Here is a 16,718-nt window from a genome sequence, read left to right as displayed (position 1 = left end):
CTCAGTCCTGCTGCGCGTCTTCGGCCGGTGAGTCCTCGACGCCCTCAGCCGGCGTCAGGAAATAGGGCTCGACCTCACCGACCAGCTTGATGGTGAGCGGACGTCCGCGCCGGTCGACCTTGCGTGCCAGGGCGACGCGGATCCAGCCGGCCTCCGCGTCATATTCCTCCACGTCGTTCCGCTCCGCACCCTTGAAGCGGATGCCCACGCCCCGCGACAGCACCGTCTCGTCATAGAGCGGGCTGGACGGATCGTTGGACAGGCGGGCGGGTGGCCGGTCGGAAGCTGTATCGGTCATCTGCGGGCGCATAGCGGGGGCGGGGGGCGCTGCCAACCACGGCGTGCGCGCATTGCGCGGCGGGCGGGACGCTCTATGGGCGGGGCGTGCCGCGCTCGCTCGATTCCTCCGCCTGGCGAACCGAAGCGGCAGCGACGCTGGCGCTCGCCGCCCCCTTGATCCTCACCAACGTCGCGCAGGCGCTGATCCACGCGACTGACGTGGCGCTGGTCGGCCGCCTCGGGCGCGATCCGCTCGCGGCGGCGCAGCTCGGCATCAACCTTTACACCGCCTTTCTCATCTTCGGTGTCGGGCTGGTCACCGCCGCTGCGCCGATGATGGCGCGCGAACGGGGGCGCTTCCGCCATTCGGTGCGCGACCTGCGCCGCACCTTCCGGCAAACGGTATGGGTCGCGCTCGCCATCTGCCTGCCCTTCTGGCTGATCCTGTGGAACACCGCGCCCATCCTGATCGCGCTCGGCCAGCAGCCGGCGCTCGCCGCCGCCGCGCAGTCGCTCGTCCGGCCGCTGATGTGGGGCCTGTTCCCCTATCTCCTGTTCGTGGTGCTCCGCTCGTTCGTCTCGGCGCTGGAGCGTCCGACGGCCGCGCTGCTGATCGCGGTCGCTGCGGTGATCTTCAACTTCGCCATCAACTCGGTGCTCATCTTCGGCCTCGGTCCGGTGGCACCGCTCGGGCTGTTCGGCGCCGGGCTGGGCAGTTCAATCACCAACCTGCTGATGGCGCTCGGCCTGTCGGCCGTGGTGATGACCGATCGGCGCTTCCGCCGTTACCGCCTGTTCGGCCGCTTCTGGCGTCCGGACAGCGCCCGCTTCGCGCAGGTCTGGCGCTTGGGGCTGCCGATCGCGGTTACGCTCGCGCTGGAGGTGACGGTGTTCAACGCGGCCGTGTTCCTGATGGGCCTGATCGGCACGGACGCGCTGGCCGCCCACGGCATCGCCATTCAGATCGCGGCCTTGAGCTTCATGGTTCCCCTCGGCCTCTCGCAGGCGGTGACGGTGCGGGTCGGCCTGGCGCTCGGCCGAGGCGACAAGATGGGCATCACCCGCGCGGGCTGGACGTCGTTCTGGATGGGCACCGGCTTCATGGCCGTCATGGCCCTCCTGCTGATCGCCGCCCCGCGCCTCCTGATCTCGGCCTTTGTCCCGCTCGACGATCCGAGCTTTGCCCGCGCGATCCCGCTGGCCGTCTCGTTCCTTGCGGTCGCCGCGCTGTTCCAAGTGGTCGACGGTGCGCAGGCGGTCGGCGCGGGCATGCTGCGCGGCCTCCACGACACCACCGTGCCCATGATCTTCGCCGCCGTCGGCTATTGGGGCATCGGCCTGTCGCTCGGCGCCGGGCTCGCCTTCTGGGGCGGCTGGGGCGGGCTCGGCATCTGGGTGGGGCTGGCGACCGGGCTTGCGGTCGTGTCCGTCCTGATGGTCGCGCGGTGGGTGATGCGCGACCGGCTCGGGCTCGTCGTGCTTTAGCCCGCCACCGCCGCCGTCCGGTGGTGGCGGATCACCTCCTCAATGATGAAGCGGAGGAACTTCTCGGAAAATTCCGGGTCCAGCCGCGCGTCCTGCGCCAGCGCGCGGAGCCGGGCGATCTGCTGCTCCTCCCGCGCCGGGTCGGCGGGCGGCAGCCCGGCCTGTGCCTTGTACCGGCCCACCGCCTGGGTGATGCGGAACCGCTCGGCAAGCATGAACACCAGCGCTGCATCGATGTTGTCGATGCTCCGCCGGTAACCGTCCAGCAGGTCGTCCCCCATCCATCCGTCCTTTCCGCGCGTGCCGCGCTTGCCTTCGAGGCCGTCGCGGGCCACATCCCCCGGCAATGACGGCCAGCATCCACCGCCTGAACGCCGACCGGCCGCCCTCGCTCGATCCGATGATGGCGCTGACGGCGCATGACCTCAACCATGTCAACGCGGTGATCCTCGATCGCATGCAGTCGGACATTCCGCTGATCCCCGAACTGGCGGGTCATCTGATCGCCGGCGGGGGCAAGCGGATGCGTCCTATGCTGACCTTGGCCAGCGCGCGGCTGCTCGATTATCCGGGGGCCCGGCACCACCGGCTCGCCGCCGCCGTGGAGTTCATCCACACCGCAACCCTGCTCCACGACGACGTCGTCGACGGCTCCGACCTGCGGCGGGGGCGGCGCACCGCCAACATCATCTGGGGCAACCCGGCCAGCGTCCTGGTCGGCGATTTTCTGTTCAGCCGATCGTTCGAGCTGATGGTGGAGGACGGCAGCCTCAAGGTCCTGAAGATCCTGTCCAACGCCTCGGCCGTGATCGCGGAAGGCGAGGTCAACCAGCTGACCGCCCAGCGCCAGGTCGAAACAACCGAGGAGCGCTACCTCCAGATCATCGGGGCGAAGACCGCCGCGCTGTTCGCCGCCGCCTGCCGCATCGCCGCCGTCGTCGCCGAGCGAGGGGAAGGGGACGAGCAGGCGCTGGACGCCTATGGCCGCAATCTCGGCATCGCCTTCCAACTCGTCGACGATGCCATCGATTATGCGTCCGACGCGCAGACGATGGGCAAGGGCGTCGGCGACGACTTCCGCGACGGCAAGGTGACGTTGCCGGTCATCCTGGCGCATGCGCGCGGGGATGCCGACGATCGCCGCTTCTGGCGCGATGCCATGCAGGGCCACCGCGTCAGCGACGACGACCTCGCCCATGCCACCGCGCTGCTCCGCAGCACGGGCGCACTCGACGACACCATGGCCTGCGCGCGCCTTTACGGTCAGCGGGCGATTGACGCACTGACGCGCTTTCCGGCGGGTGAGGCGCGGTCGGCGATGGTGGAGGCGGTCGCCTTCGCCGTATCGCGGGCCTATTGACGGTGGAACGCCGCCGTTCCCCGGTGGACCCGATCGCCGGGCTGCCGCCGCGGCTTGTCTACGCCGCGATCCTGCTGCTCGATCTGGCCGTGATCGCCTTGTTGCTCACCGGCGTGCTCTGGCTGGTCGACCGGGTCGAAGATCGGATCTTCCCGGGCGGCACCGAATGGCTGCCCTTCTGAGCTGATCCCGCCGGCACGCGCCGACGGGATCTCGCATGACCAGATCAGGCGAAGCGGACGCTCGTCCGCTGCCGACGCATCGCCGCGCCGACCAGGCCGAAGCCGCCGATCATCATCGCCCAGGTCGCCGGCTCCGGCACGGACGGCGGCAGCGGGGCCGTGATGGCGGCGCCCGCATTGATGCCGGCGTTGGCAACGTCGCTGAACGCGATGTCGAGCGTGCCGTCGCCGTTCAAGCGGGCGAAGCCGTAGAAGAAGTCCTGCCCGACCGAATAGCGGAGCCCCAGGTCACCCGCCACGAGGCTGAACGGGATCGGGGTCAGGTCCGGGAACGACGCGAAGGACGGAAACAGGTTCGCATCGACCAGGATGTTCGCATCGGTGCGGAACACGCTCGGTTCCAGCGGAATGCCCAGGAAACCGCCGAATGCGGAGGTTTGAGCCGTGCCGGTGGTCTGCACCGAATAGGTGTCGGGGTTGAAGCTGGCGGCCGCCTGCGGATCATAGGAGAACCGGAACGTAGAGCCTTCCACCGGCGTGAAGACGAACGGCGTGGAGAGCGAGACGCCGGCCAAGCCGACGACGGCTGCACTGGCGGGTGCAGCGGCAGAAGCCGCAACGACGGCGGCAATCGCGAAAACGGAAGAACGCATGACGAGGTACCCTTCCCTGTGAGCCCCCGCTCGACCTGAACAAACACCTCTGCTGGGGATCGTGCGCCCCCCGAATGGATGAAAAATTAACCACATTCCTTGGGACGCTCCGTCTGAAAATACTTCCGGAACGGCTTTACCGAAGCAGCGTTCTTGGCGGCTTCGCGCCGTGCGTGACGGTCGACACGGGCGTGCTTTTCTGGTCCTGACGACCACCGATGCTGCCGATCCAAGACGTTCTTCCGTCCATCCTCGCGCATCTGGATGCAGGATCGACCTGCGTCGTCGTGGCGCCGCCCGGTGCCGGCAAGACCACCGCGATCGCCCCGGCGCTGCTTGACCGGGATTGGTGCACGGGTGAGGTGCTTTTGCTGTCGCCGCGGCGGCTTGCCGCGCGTGCGGCGGCCGAGCGGATTGCGGAACAGATGGGGCAGGCGGCGGGCAGGCTGGTCGGCTATGCGACCCGCCTCGACAGCCGCCGCTCCGCCGCCACCCGGCTGACCGTCATGACGGAGGGCATCTTCCTTGCCCGCATCCAGGCCGACCCCGAACTCGCCGACGTCTCGGCCGTCCTGTTCGATGAAGTGCATGAGCGCAGCCTCGACAGCGACTTCGGCCTCGCGCTTGCGCTCGATGCGCAGGCTGGCCTCCGCCCCGACCTCCGCCTCGTCGCCATGTCCGCCACGCTCGACGGCGCCCGCTTCTCGGCGCTCATGGATGGTGCGCCCGTGGTCGAGAGCGAGGGGCGAAGCCACCCGCTCGACCTTCGCCACATCGGCCGCAGCGGCGCCGATCGCATCGAGGATGCCGTCGCCGCGGCCGTTCGCCGTGCCTTGGGTGACGCCGATGGCGGCGTGCTCGCCTTCCTGCCGGGCGTGGCGGAGATCGAGCGCACGGCCGATCGCCTCGCGACCCTGCCGGCCGGTGTTGTCGTTCACCGCCTGCACGGTCAGGTCGATCCCGCCGCCCAGCGCGCTGCGATCGGCCGCGCGCGAGATGGTGAGCGAAAGGTCGTGCTTGCGACCTCCATCGCCGAAACCAGCCTGACGCTGGATGGCATCCGCATCGTCGTCGACAGCGGCCTGTCCCGCCGCCCGCGCTACGACCGGGCGGCCGGCATCACCCGGCTGGTGACCGAACGCGCCAGCCGCGCGGCGGTGACGCAGCGCGCGGGCCGCGCCGCACGCCAAGCGCCGGGCGTCGCCTATCGACTGTGGGAAGCGGCGGCGACCGACGGCCTGCCGCCGTTCGATCCGCCCGAGATCGTGGATGCCGACCTGTCCGCGCTCCTGCTCGATTGCGCCATCTGGGGCGTGGCCGATCCCCGCGCGCTCCGCTGGCTCGATCCGCCATCGCCTGCCGCATTGGCCGAAGCGCGGGAGCGCCTGGATCATCTGGATGCCCTCGACCCTGATGGGCGGCCGACCGCGCATGGACGGCGCCTCGCCCGGCTGCCGCTGCCGCCGCGGCTCGGCCACATGCTCGTCCGCGCGGGCGAGCGCGGCTGGGCGCGCGTGGCGGCGCGCGTGGCCGTGCTGCTCGGTGAGCGCGGGCTGGGCGGCAACGATGTCGATCTGGAGCGGCGGTTGAGGCGCTGGCGTCAGGAGCGCGGACCGCGGGCGGCCTCCGCCGCACGACTCGCGGCGCGCTGGGCCGCACTGGTCGGCGGCGGAGGGGAGGGGGGCGATGACATGGCCGCCGCCTGCATCGCGCTTGCCTTTCCGGATCGGCTCGCCCGCCGCCGCGATGCAGCGGGCGAGCGCTGGGCCAGCGTGGGCGGCCGTGGCTTCCGGCTGGACCCTGACAGCGGGCTCGCCACGGCGGAATGGCTGGCCATCGCCGATGTCAGCGGCAGCGCCGCCGGCGCGCGCATCCTGTCGGCCGCGGCGATCGACGACGCGGCGGTGACCGCCCTGTTCGGTGATCGGATCGAGCAGCACCGGGTCGTCCGCTTCGATCCGGAGACGCGCGGCGTCCGCGCGACCAGGGAGCGCCGGCTGGGCGCCATTCGCCTTTCGGAAGGCCCCGATGTTGACGCCGACCCCGCTGCCATGGCCCAGGCGCTGCTGGCCGGTGTCCGCGCCGGCGGCGTGCAGCTGCTGCCATGGCCGGACGCCGCCGCCGCGCTTCGCGCCCGGGCCGCCTTTGCCGGGACGGCCGCCGACGCGATCGGCATGGACGCGCTTGCCGCCGACCTCGACGAGTGGCTGCCGCCGCTGCTCGCGGGAAGGCGCCGGCTCGGCGATGTCGATCCGGGCGCGCTGATGGCGGTTCTCGACGCGCGGCTCGGCTGGACGGCGCGCGCCGAACTCGACCGGGTGGCGCCTGCCGCCTTTCGCTCCCCGGCGGGCTCGACGCACCCAATCGACTATGCGGCCGAGGGCGGTCCGCGCGTGGAGCTGCGGGTGCAGGCGCTGTTCGGGCTCGCCGATCATCCCGTGGTCGGGGCCGGGCGGGTGCCGCTGGTGCTCAGCCTCACCTCGCCGGCTGGCCGGCCGATCCAGACCACGCGCGATCTGCCCGGGTTCTGGGCGGGCAGCTGGCGGGAGGTCGCCCGCGAAATGCGCGGCCGGTATCCCCGCCATCCATGGCCGGATGATCCCGCCGCGGCCACCGCCACCTTGCGCACGAAGCGGGCGGACGCGCGCGGATGATCGGTGCCGGCGCTTGCCATGGCGCGCCCTTCGACACTATCTGCCACGCGACTTCAGGAGCAGCTTCGCCATGGCCGCGCGTATCTATCAGCACGTCAAGAGCAACATGCAGTCGGGCCGCGCCCGCACCGACCGCTGGGTGCTGGAATTCGAGCCGGCCGAGCCGAAGCGCGCCGATCCGCTGACCGGCTGGGCGGGGTCGGGCGACACGCGCGAACAGGTGCGTCTCGGCTTCCCCACGCTCGATGCGGCGCGCGCCTATGCCGAAAGCCAGGGGCTCGACTTCCACGTCGTTCCTGCGCCCGAACGGCGGCTGAAGCTTCAGGCCTACGCCGACAACTTCCGCTGATCGCCGGTCCGGCGATCAGGCCGGGTTCGTGCCCAGCCAGCCGCCGGCAAGCAGCAGCAGCATCTTGACGTCGATGGCGCATCCGGCGGCACGCCGCGCCTCCACGAAACCAGGCACGTCCGGCAGGGCCACATGGTGGACCGCGATGTCCTCGCCCGCCGCCCCGCCGCCATCGCCCACGCGCGTCAGGCCGTGGGCGCGGACCAGCCAGAAGGTTTCGGACACCATCCCCGGCGACGCGGCGAACTCGCCAAGTCGCTCGATCCGAGCCGCGCGCCAGCCGGTTTCCTCCTCCAGCTCGCGCGCCGCGGCGGCCTCGATGCTCTCGCCCGCCGTTTCGTCGCCGACCAGCCCGGCCGGCAGCTCCACACAGCGCCGGCCGAGCGGCACCCGGTACTGCTCCACCAGGATCGCGCGACCTTCCGGATCGACGCCCAGGATCACCGCGGCGGTCATGCCGCCCTGCCGGCCGACATATTCCCACGGGCCCCGCGTCTTGGCGACGATGTAGCGGCCCGCCCAGCGCACCTCCTCCGGCGCTGTTTCGCTCACAGTTCGATCAGCCGGTCGGGCAGCTCGTTGCGATCGTCATGCCCGCGCGGGAAATGCTCGGCCAGCGGTCCCGCGATCAGCCCGATCGCGTCGGCCATGCCGTCGCCCGGCCGACCGTCACGCGTGGCGGCCAGCAGCGCCGCCATCGCATCCGCCCAGAACTCGGCCGGCACCTTTTCGTGGATGCCGGCATCGGCGATGATCTCCGCGCGGTGCTCGTCGAGCGACAGGTAGATGAGGACGCCGGTCGAACCATGCGTCCGGCCCTCGATCGCCGCGCGGAACATGGCCAGTGCCCGCCGCCTGACCCGCCGCGTCTTGGTGGCGCCGGGCGTCAGCAGCATGCGCACGGCCATCGGCAGCGTCGCCAGTCGGGCCAGCAGAAAGGTCAGCGCCAGCGTCGCCAGCAGGATGGAGGCGAGCTGCGACAGGCTCCATTCCGCACCCCACCGTCCCGTGATCCGGTCGAGCAGGTCCACCGCGCACTGCGGGACGGCCGCGACCAGCGCGACCACCAGCAGCATCGCCAGCATGGCCCAATGGAGCGCGACATCGTGATAGGCGTCCGAGTTGCCGGCTGCGATCGCGACGATCTCGCCGCTGGTGTTCGCCTCGGCGGCCGCGACCGCGGCACTCACCCGCGCGTGCTGATCGACGCTCAGCCGCATCACCAGCTCCCGGAGGCGCCGCCGCCCCCACCTGAGCCACCACCGAACCCGCCGAACCCGCCGCCTCCACCGAAGCCGCCACCGCCGCCCCAGCCGTCATTGCCGTTGCCCGACCGGCTGGCCGCGCTTGCGATGTTGGCGATGGTCCAAAGCGCGATGCCCCAGTCGACATCTCCGCCCCGGCGCCGCTGGCTCCCGCGCATGCCCCAGGGCCCCTTTCGCCGCCGACGCCCGCGCGACCCGCCGATCACCGCGGGCAGGAGGACGAAGCCCAGCACCACCAGCCAGAAGACGATACCGATCCAGTTGATGCCGCCGCGCCGCGCGCGGCTCTGCGCCTGTTCCTGTTCCGCCTGCTCGGCGCGCGTGCGCTGCTCCTCCGGCGGGAGCTGAAGCTGCCCGATCAGCGCATCCGCACCCGCGATGGTGCCGCCCGCAAGATCGCCCGAACGGAAGCGGGGAATGATCTCGCGGCGGATGATCGTGGAGGACACGGCATCGGTCAGCACGCCTTCCAGGCCGTACCCGACTTCGACCCGCACCCGCCGTTCGTTGGGCGCGATCAGCAGGATGGCGCCCCGGTCGGATCCGGCCTGCCCGACGCCCCAGGCGCGCAGCAGGCCGACGCCGTATTCCTCGATCTCGCGCCCCTCCAGGCTCGGCACCGTCACCACCGCCAGCTGCGTGCCCGTGCCCTGGTCGAGCGACTGGAGCCGCGTCGTCAGCGCAGCCTCGTCGGCCGGCGGCAGGATGTTCGCCGCATCGACGACATAGCCCGTCGGCCGCGGATAGGTCTGCGCGCCGGCCATTCCCGCCGGCAGCGATGCCAGCAGGACCAGCAGGATGAGCCGGACGATCGTCATGCCGATCAACTGCCCGGCGCGAACACCTCGGGCGCGACGTTGGCGTTGGGCGTGGTCGCCTGGAAGGGCGGATAGGGCTCCGCGCCGTGGATGAAGCGCGCCCCGATCAGGTCGGGGAAGGTGCGGATCCGGGTGTTGTACGCGCGCACCGCCTCGTTGTAGTCGCGAACCGCCACCGCAATCCGGTTCTCCGTGCCTTCAAGCTGCGACTGGAAGGTCAGGAAATTTTCGTTCGACCGCAGCGTCGGGTACTGCTCGACCGTCACGCGCAGGCCGTTCAGCGCCGACGACAGCTGGCCCTGCGCCTGGCCGAAGCGCTGCAGCGCCGCCGGGTCGTTCAGCTGCTCGGGCGACACGTTCACCTGGACGGCGCGCGCACGCGCCTCGGTGACCTCCGTCAGGATCTGGCGCTCCTGCGCGCCGGCCGCGCGCACGGTGTTGGCCAGGTTGGGGATCAGGTCGGCGCGCCGCTGGTAATTGGTCTGCACGTCGGCCCAGCGTGCCTTCACCTCCTCCTCGGCGGTCGGCACGCTGTTGATGCCGCAGCCCGCCAGCAGCAGCGGAGCCAGAAGAGCGGCAGATCGATACGCCATCGCGTGAAAATCCCTCATCATGCAGAGGCCGGCATGTTACGACGACCATCGGCTTTGTCGAAGCCCTTTCGACGAAGCGACTTTGTCTGTCAGAAGGGGGTTCGCTGATGTTCAAGGATTTCAAGGCCTTCATCGCCCGCGGCAACGTGCTTGACTTGGCCGTGGCCGTGATCATCGGCGCCGCCTTCGGCCGCATCGTTACCTCGCTCACCGACGACATCATCATGCCCGTGATCGGCAAGATCACCGGCGACCTGGACTTCTCCAACTATTTCGTCCGGCTGGGCGAGCTTCCGGCGGGATATGCGGGGTCGCCCACCAACTATGCCGCGCTGAAGGCCGCGGGCGTCCCGCTTCTCGGCTACGGTCAGTTCGTCACCGTCTTGGTCAACTTCCTGATCGTTGCCGTCGTGATCTTCATGATCGTGCGTGCGGTGAACCGGCTGACCGAGCTCGAGAAGCGCAAGGCGGCGGAGGCGCCGGCGCCGTCCGATCCTGCCGACGTCATCCTGCTTCGTGAGATCCGCGACGAGCTGCGCGCGCGCCGGACCGCCGACGGCGCGGCCGTTCCGCCGCCGGGCGGATCGTTCCCCGCCTGACCCCTTTCCACCGTCCCCCCGCGCGCCTATACCGGTCGGGCCGGGCTTGCCCGGCTATGGTGATAAACGATGCCGTGAAATAGGCGCAGCGGACCCGGGGGCAGTACCCGGCGGCTCCACCATCAATCCCGCCCGCGGGCTTGCTGATGGGGCCGAACCAGGATCGACGTGTGTTCAAAGACGGTATTTTTGCCCGGCCTGATTGAGCCGTAAAACCGATCAAAACCACAAGTGCCAACGACAACGAGGCGCTCGCGATTGCTGCCTAACCCAAGTCCTCACGGATTAGGTTAGACTGACAAAAGCGCGGTCCGGGCCGCACCGGGCAACAGAAGCGGACACCGGCGGTATGGGGGGCACCGAGCAACAGAAGCTCCCCACTTCGCAGAATTCTGGAGAAATTGTGGGAACCAGCCAGTGACTTGGTTGTTCTACCACCAAGCCCATCCCCCCGGGGCTCACAAAAACGTCCCGAGATCATCGGGTCGCAGAAGCCGGCACCGTTCCCCCCACGGTGTCGGTTTTTCTGCGTCTTGGGCTTTTGTTTTCGGCCGATGATGGGCCGTCAGCGCGGGATTTGCAGGCGCGCCACCGTGCCCCCGCCTGCCGCGGCCGAGAGCCGGAAGCGTCCGTCCAGCGTCTCGGCCAGAGTCGTGGCGATCTTCAATCCCAGGCTCGACGAGGCGCCGACATCGAACGCCTCCGGCACGCCGATGCCGTTGTCCTCGACCTGGATTGACAGCTGCGCCCCCTCCTCGACGACCCGCACCAGGATGCGCGCCTCGTCGCGGCCGGCGAGCCCATGTTCCACCGCATTGGCGACCGCCTCGGCGACGATCAGCGCGACGGAAACGGCCGCATCGGGGTGGAGGCGGGTGCCGTGCGCGCAATCGACGCGCCGGTCGATGTCGCTGCGTCCATGCGCATCCAACAGGTCGTCCACCATGGTGGTCAGGAAGGTGTCGAGCGACGACGCCTCGCCACTCGGATCGTAAAGATTGCGACTGATCCGCCCGATCAGGCCAAGTCGGCGCGCCGCCTGGTCAAGCGCGCCGCGCGCATCCTGGTCGGCCAGCTTTTGCCGTTGCAGCGTCAGCAGGCCGGCCGCCACCTGCAGGTTGTTGGACACGCGGTGCTGCAATTCGCGGAACAGCAGCTCGCTGGTGGCGGCGAGCTGCGCATTGTGCACACGCGCGCGTTCCAGGCGGTTGTTGGCGACCTGCATGAAGTGGATCAGGGTCAGCTCCACGCCGACCACCAGCAGGTAGAATGCCATCGCCGTCAGCGTCTGTGGCGAAGTGCCGAACGTGCCCGGCGTCACGAAGAAATACCAGGAGATCAGGCCGGACAGCAGCGCCGCCAGCATCCCCGGCTTCAGCCCGAACAGGAAGGCGGTAAGCGCGACCATCGGAAAAAAGGTGAAGAAGGGGTATCCCGGCGGCAGCGCGTGGTCGACCAGCACGCGGAGCCCCGCTCCGAAAGCGACCAGCAGCACGGCGGCCAGGTAACTGAGCACCGGCCGGCTCCGCGCGATGGGGAGGCGCTCCACCAGGCGTTCGGAAGATGATCGGGCGGTGAGCGGCATTCGTTCCCGGTGTAGGCGAGCAAGGGGAGGAAGACCAGCGCCCCCGAAACGATCAAGGGCCGCGCTCCATGATGGAGCGCGGCCCTCGTGTCGGACGTCCTCTGGTAGGAGGATCAGTCGTCGTCGCGGCTCAGGAATGCGGGGGCAAAGGTCGGCGCCTCGCCGCCTTCGCTGCGCTCCGGCCGGTCGCCGCGGTCGCGACGCGGGCCGCGATCGCCGCCGCGTCCGCCGCGGTCGCTGCCGTCACGGCGGGGGCCCCGATCGCCACGGTCGCCGCGCGGGCCGCGATCACCACGCTCACCGCGGGGACGCTCCTCGCGCGGGGGACGCGTGTCCTCCAGCTCGGCACCGGTCTCCTGGTCGACGACGCGCATCGACAGGCGCACCTTGCCGCGGTCGTCGATGCCCAGCACCTTGACCTTCACCGGCTGCCCCTCGGACAGGACGTCGGCGACCTTCTCGACCCGGTCGCTGCGGATCTCGGAGATGTGAACCAGGCCGTCCTTGCCGCCCATGAAGTTCACGAACGCACCGAAATCGACCATGTTGACGACCTTGCCGGTGTAGATCTTGCCGACCTCCGGCTCCTCGACGATGCCGAGGATCCAGTTCTTGGCGGCCTCGATCTGCGACAGGTCGGACGAGCTGATTTTGATCAGGCCCTCGTCGTCGATGTCGACCTTGGCGCCCGTCTCGGCCACGATCTCGCGGATCACCTTGCCGCCGGTGCCGATCACCTCCCGGATCTTGGACTTGTCGATCTGCAGCGTCTCGATGCGCGGCGCATGCGCCGACAGCTCGCCGCGGGTCTCGCCCAGCGCCTTGGCCATCTCGCCCAGGATGTGGGCGCGGCCCTCATGCGCCTGTGCCAGCGCGGTCTTCATGATCTCCTCGGTGATGCCGGGGATCTTGATGTCCATCTGAAGGCTGGTGATGCCCTCGGACGTTCCGGCCACCTTGAAGTCCATGTCGCCCAGGTGATCCTCGTCGCCCAGGATGTCGCTGATCACGGCGAAATCCTTGCCTTCCAGGATCAGGCCCATGGCGATGCCGCTGACCGGCCGCTTCAGCGGCACGCCCGCGTCCATCAGCGACAGCGAACCGCCGCACACCGTCGCCATCGACGACGATCCGTTGGACTCGGTGATGTCGGACACCACGCGGATCGTGTAGGGGAACTCGTCCTTGGTTGGCAGCACCGGGTGCAGCGCCCGCCATGCCAGCTTGCCGTGCCCGACCTCGCGGCGGCCCGGCGCGCCGAAGCGGCCCACTTCGCCGACCGAATAGGGCGGGAAGTTATAGTGCAGCATGAAGTGCTGGTACGACAGGCCGTTCAGCCCGTCGATCATCTGCTCGCTGTCCTTGGTGCCAAGGGTGGTGGTGCAGATCGACTGGGTCTCGCCGCGCGTGAACAGCGCCGACCCGTGCGTGCGCGGCAGGAAGCCGACGGTCGCCTCGATCGGGCGAACGGTCTTGGTGTCGCGCCCGTCGATGCGGCGGCCGTCCTTCAGGATGGCCGTGCGCACGATCTCGGCTTCCAGCTTCTTCACCAGCTTCAGCGTGGCGAGATATTCGGCCGGGTTCTCCGCCTTCAGGTCGGCAAAGGCGTCGCGCGCCTTGGTGCGGGCCTCGTTGACGGCGTTCTGGCGCTGCTGCTTGTCCGTCAGCTTGTAGGCCGCGGCCAGGTCGGCCCCGATCAGCGACTTCAGCTTGGCCTTGGCCTCGCCGCGGTCGATCTGCGCGGACAGCTCCCACGGCTCCTTGGCGGCCTGCTCGGCCAGCTGGATGATGCCGTCGATGACCTTGCGGCTGGCGTCGTGCGCGAACACGACGGCGCCCAGCATCACGTCTTCCGACAGCTCCTTGGCCTCGGACTCGACCATCATCACAGCGTCCTGCGTGGCCGCGACCACCAGGTCCAGGTTACCGGCGGCGACCTGCTCGTCCGTCGGGTTCAGCTGGTACTCGCCGTCCTTGTAGCCGACGCGCGCCGCGCCGATCGGGCCCATGAAGGGCACGCCGGAGATGGTGAGCGCGGCCGACGCCGCGACCATCGCCAGCACGTCGGGCTCGTTCTCGCCGTCATAGGAGAGGACGTGGCAGATGACGTTGATTTCGTTCAGGAACGCTTCGGGGAACAGCGGGCGGATCGGCCGGTCGATCAGGCGGGAGACCAGCGTCTCCTTCTCGGTCGCGCCGCGCTCACGCTTGAAGAAGCCGCCGGGGATGCGGCCGCTTGCGAAGAACTTCTCCTGGTAGTGGACGGTCAGCGGGAAGAAGTCCTGCCCTTCCTTCACCGAGCGCGCGGCGGTTACCGCGCACAGCACCACCGTCTCGCCGAGCGTCGCGATCACCGCGCCGTCGGCCTGTCGGGCCACCTGGCCCGTTTCAAGAGTGAGGGTCTTGCCGCCCCACTCGATCGATACCGTCTTCTTGTCGAACATGCTTGTTTCCTTCATCCGGCGGCCCGATGCCGGCCGGTGCCTACGAGCCCAAGTACGGGCTCTCAGATGTCCCCCAGCCCGTTCGGGCTGAACCTGTCGATGCCCCGTCCTGCGCGATGACGGTCCGGGGCAATCGGGGGACTTTGATCGGGCGCGTCGCCGGATTGCGACAGGCCCGGATATGCGAAGGGCGCCGGTGGGGCGCCCTTCGGAAAACTTACTTGCGGAGGCCCAGCTTGGCGATCAGCGCAGAATAGCGATCCGCGTCCTTGCGCTTCAGATAGTCCAAGAGGCTGCGCCGCTTGTTGACGAGCATCAGAAGGCCGCGGCGCGAATGGTTGTCCTTCGCGTGGGTCTTGAAGTGCTCGGTCAGGTTGGTGATCCGCTCGGTCAGGATCGCGACCTGCACCTCGGGGCTGCCGGTGTCGCCGTCCGCGCGGGCATTGTCCTTGATCAGCGCTTCCTTGCGCTCTGCCGTGATCGACATCGTCGTCCTTTCTCGTTCAAAGGTTGAAGCCGCGCACGACCCGGGCCACCCGGGCCGAGACCTCGACCAGCGCGACAGGAACATCGTCCAGCGTCGCGAACATCTGGCCGTCGTCGGCGGCGATCCCGACCAATTCACGCCCCTGGCGGAGCCGCCCTGCCTGGTCGGGGGAGAGGGTGAGAGCCGGGATGTCGTCCAGCCCCGCCCTCAATGGCAGGATGTGTTCGTGAAGGCTGCGGGCCTTACCGGCTTCGGCCAATTTGTCCAGCGATATCGCCTTCGCCAGCCCGAACGGCCCCGCAGCCGTCCGCCGCAGCATGGTGACATGGCCCACGGTGCCCAGCGCCCGGGCGATGTCGCGCGCCAGGCTGCGGATGTAGGTGCCCTTGGAAACCGTGGCAGACAGGGTGAGGCTGTCGAACACAGTGTCGTCCCAGCCAAGGTCCCAGTGCGGGATGACCAGTTCGTGCACGGTCACCCGGCGCGTCGGCATCTCCGGCGCTTCGCCCGCCCGCGCCCGGTCATAGGCGCGCTTGCCCTCGATGCGGATCGCCGAATAGGCCGGGGGCGTCTGCTCGATCGACCCGCGGAACCGCCACAGCACGTCCTGGATGGCCGTCTGCGTCGGGCGAACGTCGCTCGATGCTACCACCGCGCCTTCGGCGTCGAGCGTGCTCGTCTCCGTGCCGAAGCCGATCGTGAACAGATAGGTCTTGGTGGCATCGAGCATGCGCCCGGCAAGCTTGGTCGCCTCGCCCAGCGCCACTGGCAGCACGCCGGTCGCCAGCGGGTCCAGCGTGCCGCCATGCCCGACCTTCACCTTGGGATAGCCGCCAGTCCTCACCGCCCGCTTCACCGCAGACACGACCTCGGTCGATCCCGTGCCCAGTGGCTTGTCGACGATGATCCACCCGTGCAGCGCGGCCGCGCCGTCCACGTCCGCGATCAGAACGGCACCCAGTTCTGCCGTTCGGTGAAGCGCATATAGCCCGCGTTGACGCCGAGCCGCCATCCGACGCCCAGACGGATCGGGATCAGCACCACGTCGCCCCACCGCAGGTAGGACGCGTTGAACCCGCCGACGAGATAGGCGGTGCCCTCGCCGGCCGGAAAGCGGCGGTAGAGCTCCTGCGAGTCATAGAGGTTGTAGACGAGGACGAACGTCTTGGACGCATTGCCGCCGACGTCGAAGCCGACCGACGGCCCGGTCCAGTAGACCGGCCGCTGCCCTTCCACCTTGTGGAACAGCGTGCCCGATCCGTAGCGCAGCCCGACGATGAACGCGCCGCCCGCCTCGCGGCCGGAGATGTAGGCGCTGGGTTCGCCCTGGTCGCGCAGGATGTTCTCGATGATGCCGGCGAGCCCTTCGGCGCCGCGGCCGAACACGCCTTCGGCTGCCGAGATCAGGTCGTCGCGCTTGTAGGTGGTCTCGCCCGCCTGCGCGCGCAGCGCCTCCTGGCTCCCTGCTGCGGCCGGCGCAGTGGGGGCGGGGGCAGGGGCTGGGGTGCTCGGCGCCTGCTGCACGGGGTCGGGTTGTTGATAGGGGTCTGGCTGCGGCGCATCCGGCGACACCAGGTCGGCGTCCGCCGACGTGCTGCTCTCGGCCGGCGGGGGCGTGTCCTGGTAGTACACGTCGCTACTGGTGCGCGGCGGGGCGGGGGCCAGGTCCGCGTCGATGGCGCTGTTGGGATCAACCGTGCGCACCTGGGCGGACGCCGCGCTGGCAAGCGCGACCGACCCCGCCGCCATCAGCACCGCACGCATCATCACCGACCTGACCATCATCGCTTTCCCGCCGAACCCCCGGATCCCGCGCATGTAGCCGCGTTCGGTCTGACCCGGCAATGAACGGGCGACGGCCGGAGTCCCCGCACGCCCGGTCGACGCGGCTGCGGCCGCCGACGCGCCGCAGGGCAGTTGATTGGCCCCGGCCACATGGTTATAGCCCGCCGCTGCCGCGATGCG

At 69.6% G+C, this 16,718-nt stretch carries 18 protein-coding genes and 1 other RNA gene; 7 read left to right on the top strand and 12 right to left on the bottom strand.

Annotated features, from left to right (window positions below):
* Position 1 precedes the first annotated feature (1 nt).
* Entirely contained in the window at positions 2–298 is a 297-nt protein-coding gene (locus GGR88_RS08980; RefSeq protein ID WP_167954162.1) for a DUF3297 family protein, read from the bottom strand.
* An 86-nt stretch (positions 299–384) separates the two neighbouring features.
* Between GGR88_RS08980 and GGR88_RS08975 the strand changes: the two genes are divergently transcribed.
* Entirely contained in the window at positions 385–1,764 is a 1,380-nt protein-coding gene (locus tag GGR88_RS08975) for an MATE family efflux transporter (RefSeq protein ID WP_167954161.1), read from the top strand.
* On the opposite strand, the gene GGR88_RS08970 is transcribed toward GGR88_RS08975, so the two are convergent.
* The gene (locus GGR88_RS08970; RefSeq protein WP_167954160.1) at positions 1,761–2,045 is read right to left on the bottom strand and encodes a chorismate mutase; all 285 of its coding nucleotides are present in this window, start codon (positions 2,043–2,045) and stop codon (positions 1,761–1,763) included. The genes GGR88_RS08975 and GGR88_RS08970 overlap by 4 nt on opposite strands.
* A 65-nt stretch (positions 2,046–2,110) precedes the next feature.
* Between GGR88_RS08970 and GGR88_RS08965 the strand changes: the two genes are divergently transcribed.
* Entirely contained in the window at positions 2,111–3,124 is a 1,014-nt protein-coding gene (locus GGR88_RS08965) for a polyprenyl synthetase family protein (protein ID WP_167954159.1), read from the top strand.
* 23 nt (positions 3,125–3,147) lie between these two features.
* On the top strand, positions 3,148–3,306 hold the full coding sequence (locus tag GGR88_RS08960) for a hypothetical protein (protein WP_167954158.1): 159 nt from the start codon (positions 3,148–3,150) through the stop codon (positions 3,304–3,306).
* Between the two features lie 44 nt (positions 3,307–3,350).
* Here GGR88_RS08960 and GGR88_RS08955 read toward each other — a convergent pair whose 3' ends face one another.
* Positions 3,351–3,959, bottom strand: coding sequence for a PEPxxWA-CTERM sorting domain-containing protein (locus GGR88_RS08955; RefSeq protein ID WP_167954157.1), 609 nt, complete (start codon positions 3,957–3,959; stop codon positions 3,351–3,353).
* Between the two features lie 218 nt (positions 3,960–4,177).
* Here GGR88_RS08955 and hrpB point away from each other — a divergent pair, with 218 nt between their 5' ends.
* Both hrpB and GGR88_RS08945 read left to right on the top strand, forming a co-directional pair.
* On the top strand, positions 4,178–6,613 hold the full coding sequence (gene hrpB / locus GGR88_RS08950; protein ID WP_167954156.1) for an ATP-dependent helicase HrpB: 2,436 nt from the start codon (positions 4,178–4,180) through the stop codon (positions 6,611–6,613).
* Between the two features lie 70 nt (positions 6,614–6,683).
* A complete protein-coding gene (locus tag GGR88_RS08945; RefSeq protein ID WP_167954155.1) occupies positions 6,684–6,962 on the top strand; it encodes an ETC complex I subunit in 279 nt (92 codons plus the stop codon).
* 15 nt (positions 6,963–6,977) lie between these two features.
* Here the strand turns inward: GGR88_RS08945 and GGR88_RS08940 are convergent, their stop codons facing one another.
* Genes GGR88_RS08940 through GGR88_RS08925 form a run of 4 tightly spaced genes read right to left on the bottom strand, consistent with a single transcriptional unit; the run spans position 6,978 to position 9,638 of the window.
* The gene (locus GGR88_RS08940; RefSeq protein ID WP_342449757.1) at positions 6,978–7,514 is read right to left on the bottom strand and encodes an NUDIX hydrolase; all 537 of its coding nucleotides are present in this window, start codon (positions 7,512–7,514) and stop codon (positions 6,978–6,980) included.
* Entirely contained in the window at positions 7,511–8,182 is a 672-nt protein-coding gene (locus GGR88_RS08935) for a TPM domain-containing protein (RefSeq protein WP_167954154.1), read from the bottom strand. Before GGR88_RS08935 ends, GGR88_RS08940 begins: the two co-directional genes overlap by 4 nt.
* Entirely contained in the window at positions 8,182–9,045 is an 864-nt protein-coding gene (locus tag GGR88_RS08930; protein ID WP_167954153.1) for a TPM domain-containing protein, read from the bottom strand. Before GGR88_RS08930 ends, GGR88_RS08935 begins: the two co-directional genes overlap by 1 nt.
* A 5-nt stretch (positions 9,046–9,050) precedes the next feature.
* Entirely contained in the window at positions 9,051–9,638 is a 588-nt protein-coding gene (locus tag GGR88_RS08925; protein WP_167954152.1) for a LemA family protein, read from the bottom strand.
* Between the two features lie 107 nt (positions 9,639–9,745).
* On the opposite strand from GGR88_RS08925, the gene mscL reads away from it, so the two are divergent.
* The gene (gene mscL / locus GGR88_RS08920) at positions 9,746–10,237 is read left to right on the top strand and encodes a large conductance mechanosensitive channel protein MscL (RefSeq protein ID WP_167954151.1); all 492 of its coding nucleotides are present in this window, start codon (positions 9,746–9,748) and stop codon (positions 10,235–10,237) included.
* Positions 10,238–10,580: a transfer-messenger RNA gene (gene ssrA / locus GGR88_RS08915) on the top strand. It begins immediately after the preceding gene.
* Positions 10,581–10,802: 222 nt separating this feature from the next.
* Here ssrA and GGR88_RS08910 read toward each other — a convergent pair.
* The 5 genes from GGR88_RS08910 to GGR88_RS08890 all read right to left on the bottom strand — a co-directional run bounded on the left by GGR88_RS08910 (position 10,803) and on the right by GGR88_RS08890 (position 16,571).
* Positions 10,803–11,786: an ATP-binding protein gene (locus GGR88_RS08910; RefSeq protein ID WP_167954150.1), complete on the bottom strand. Its 984-nt coding sequence runs from the start codon at positions 11,784–11,786 to the stop codon at positions 10,803–10,805.
* Positions 11,787–11,935: 149 nt separating this feature from the next.
* Positions 11,936–14,266: a polyribonucleotide nucleotidyltransferase gene (gene pnp / locus GGR88_RS08905; protein WP_167954149.1), complete on the bottom strand. Its 2,331-nt coding sequence runs from the start codon at positions 14,264–14,266 to the stop codon at positions 11,936–11,938.
* 217 nt (positions 14,267–14,483) lie between these two features.
* Entirely contained in the window at positions 14,484–14,753 is a 270-nt protein-coding gene (gene rpsO / locus GGR88_RS08900; RefSeq protein WP_167954148.1) for a 30S ribosomal protein S15, read from the bottom strand.
* A gap of 16 nt (positions 14,754–14,769) precedes the next feature.
* Positions 14,770–15,690 (bottom strand): tRNA pseudouridine(55) synthase TruB, encoded by a 921-nt coding sequence (truB, locus tag GGR88_RS08895; RefSeq protein ID WP_342449756.1) that lies wholly within the window; start codon positions 15,688–15,690, stop codon positions 14,770–14,772.
* An 8-nt stretch (positions 15,691–15,698) separates the two neighbouring features.
* Complete coding sequence (locus GGR88_RS08890; protein WP_425338474.1) at positions 15,699–16,571, bottom strand: DUF1134 domain-containing protein; 873 nt, start codon at positions 16,569–16,571, stop codon at positions 15,699–15,701.
* Positions 16,572–16,718: the final 147 nt, after the last annotated feature.

Source organism: Sphingomonas jejuensis (assembly GCF_011927695.1).
In the GTDB taxonomy this organism is placed as follows: Bacteria; Pseudomonadota; Alphaproteobacteria; order Sphingomonadales; family Sphingomonadaceae; genus Sphingomonas_K; species Sphingomonas_K jejuensis.
The sequence above is the reverse complement of the archived record's forward strand: the minus strand, read 5'-3'. Positions and strand labels throughout refer to the sequence as shown.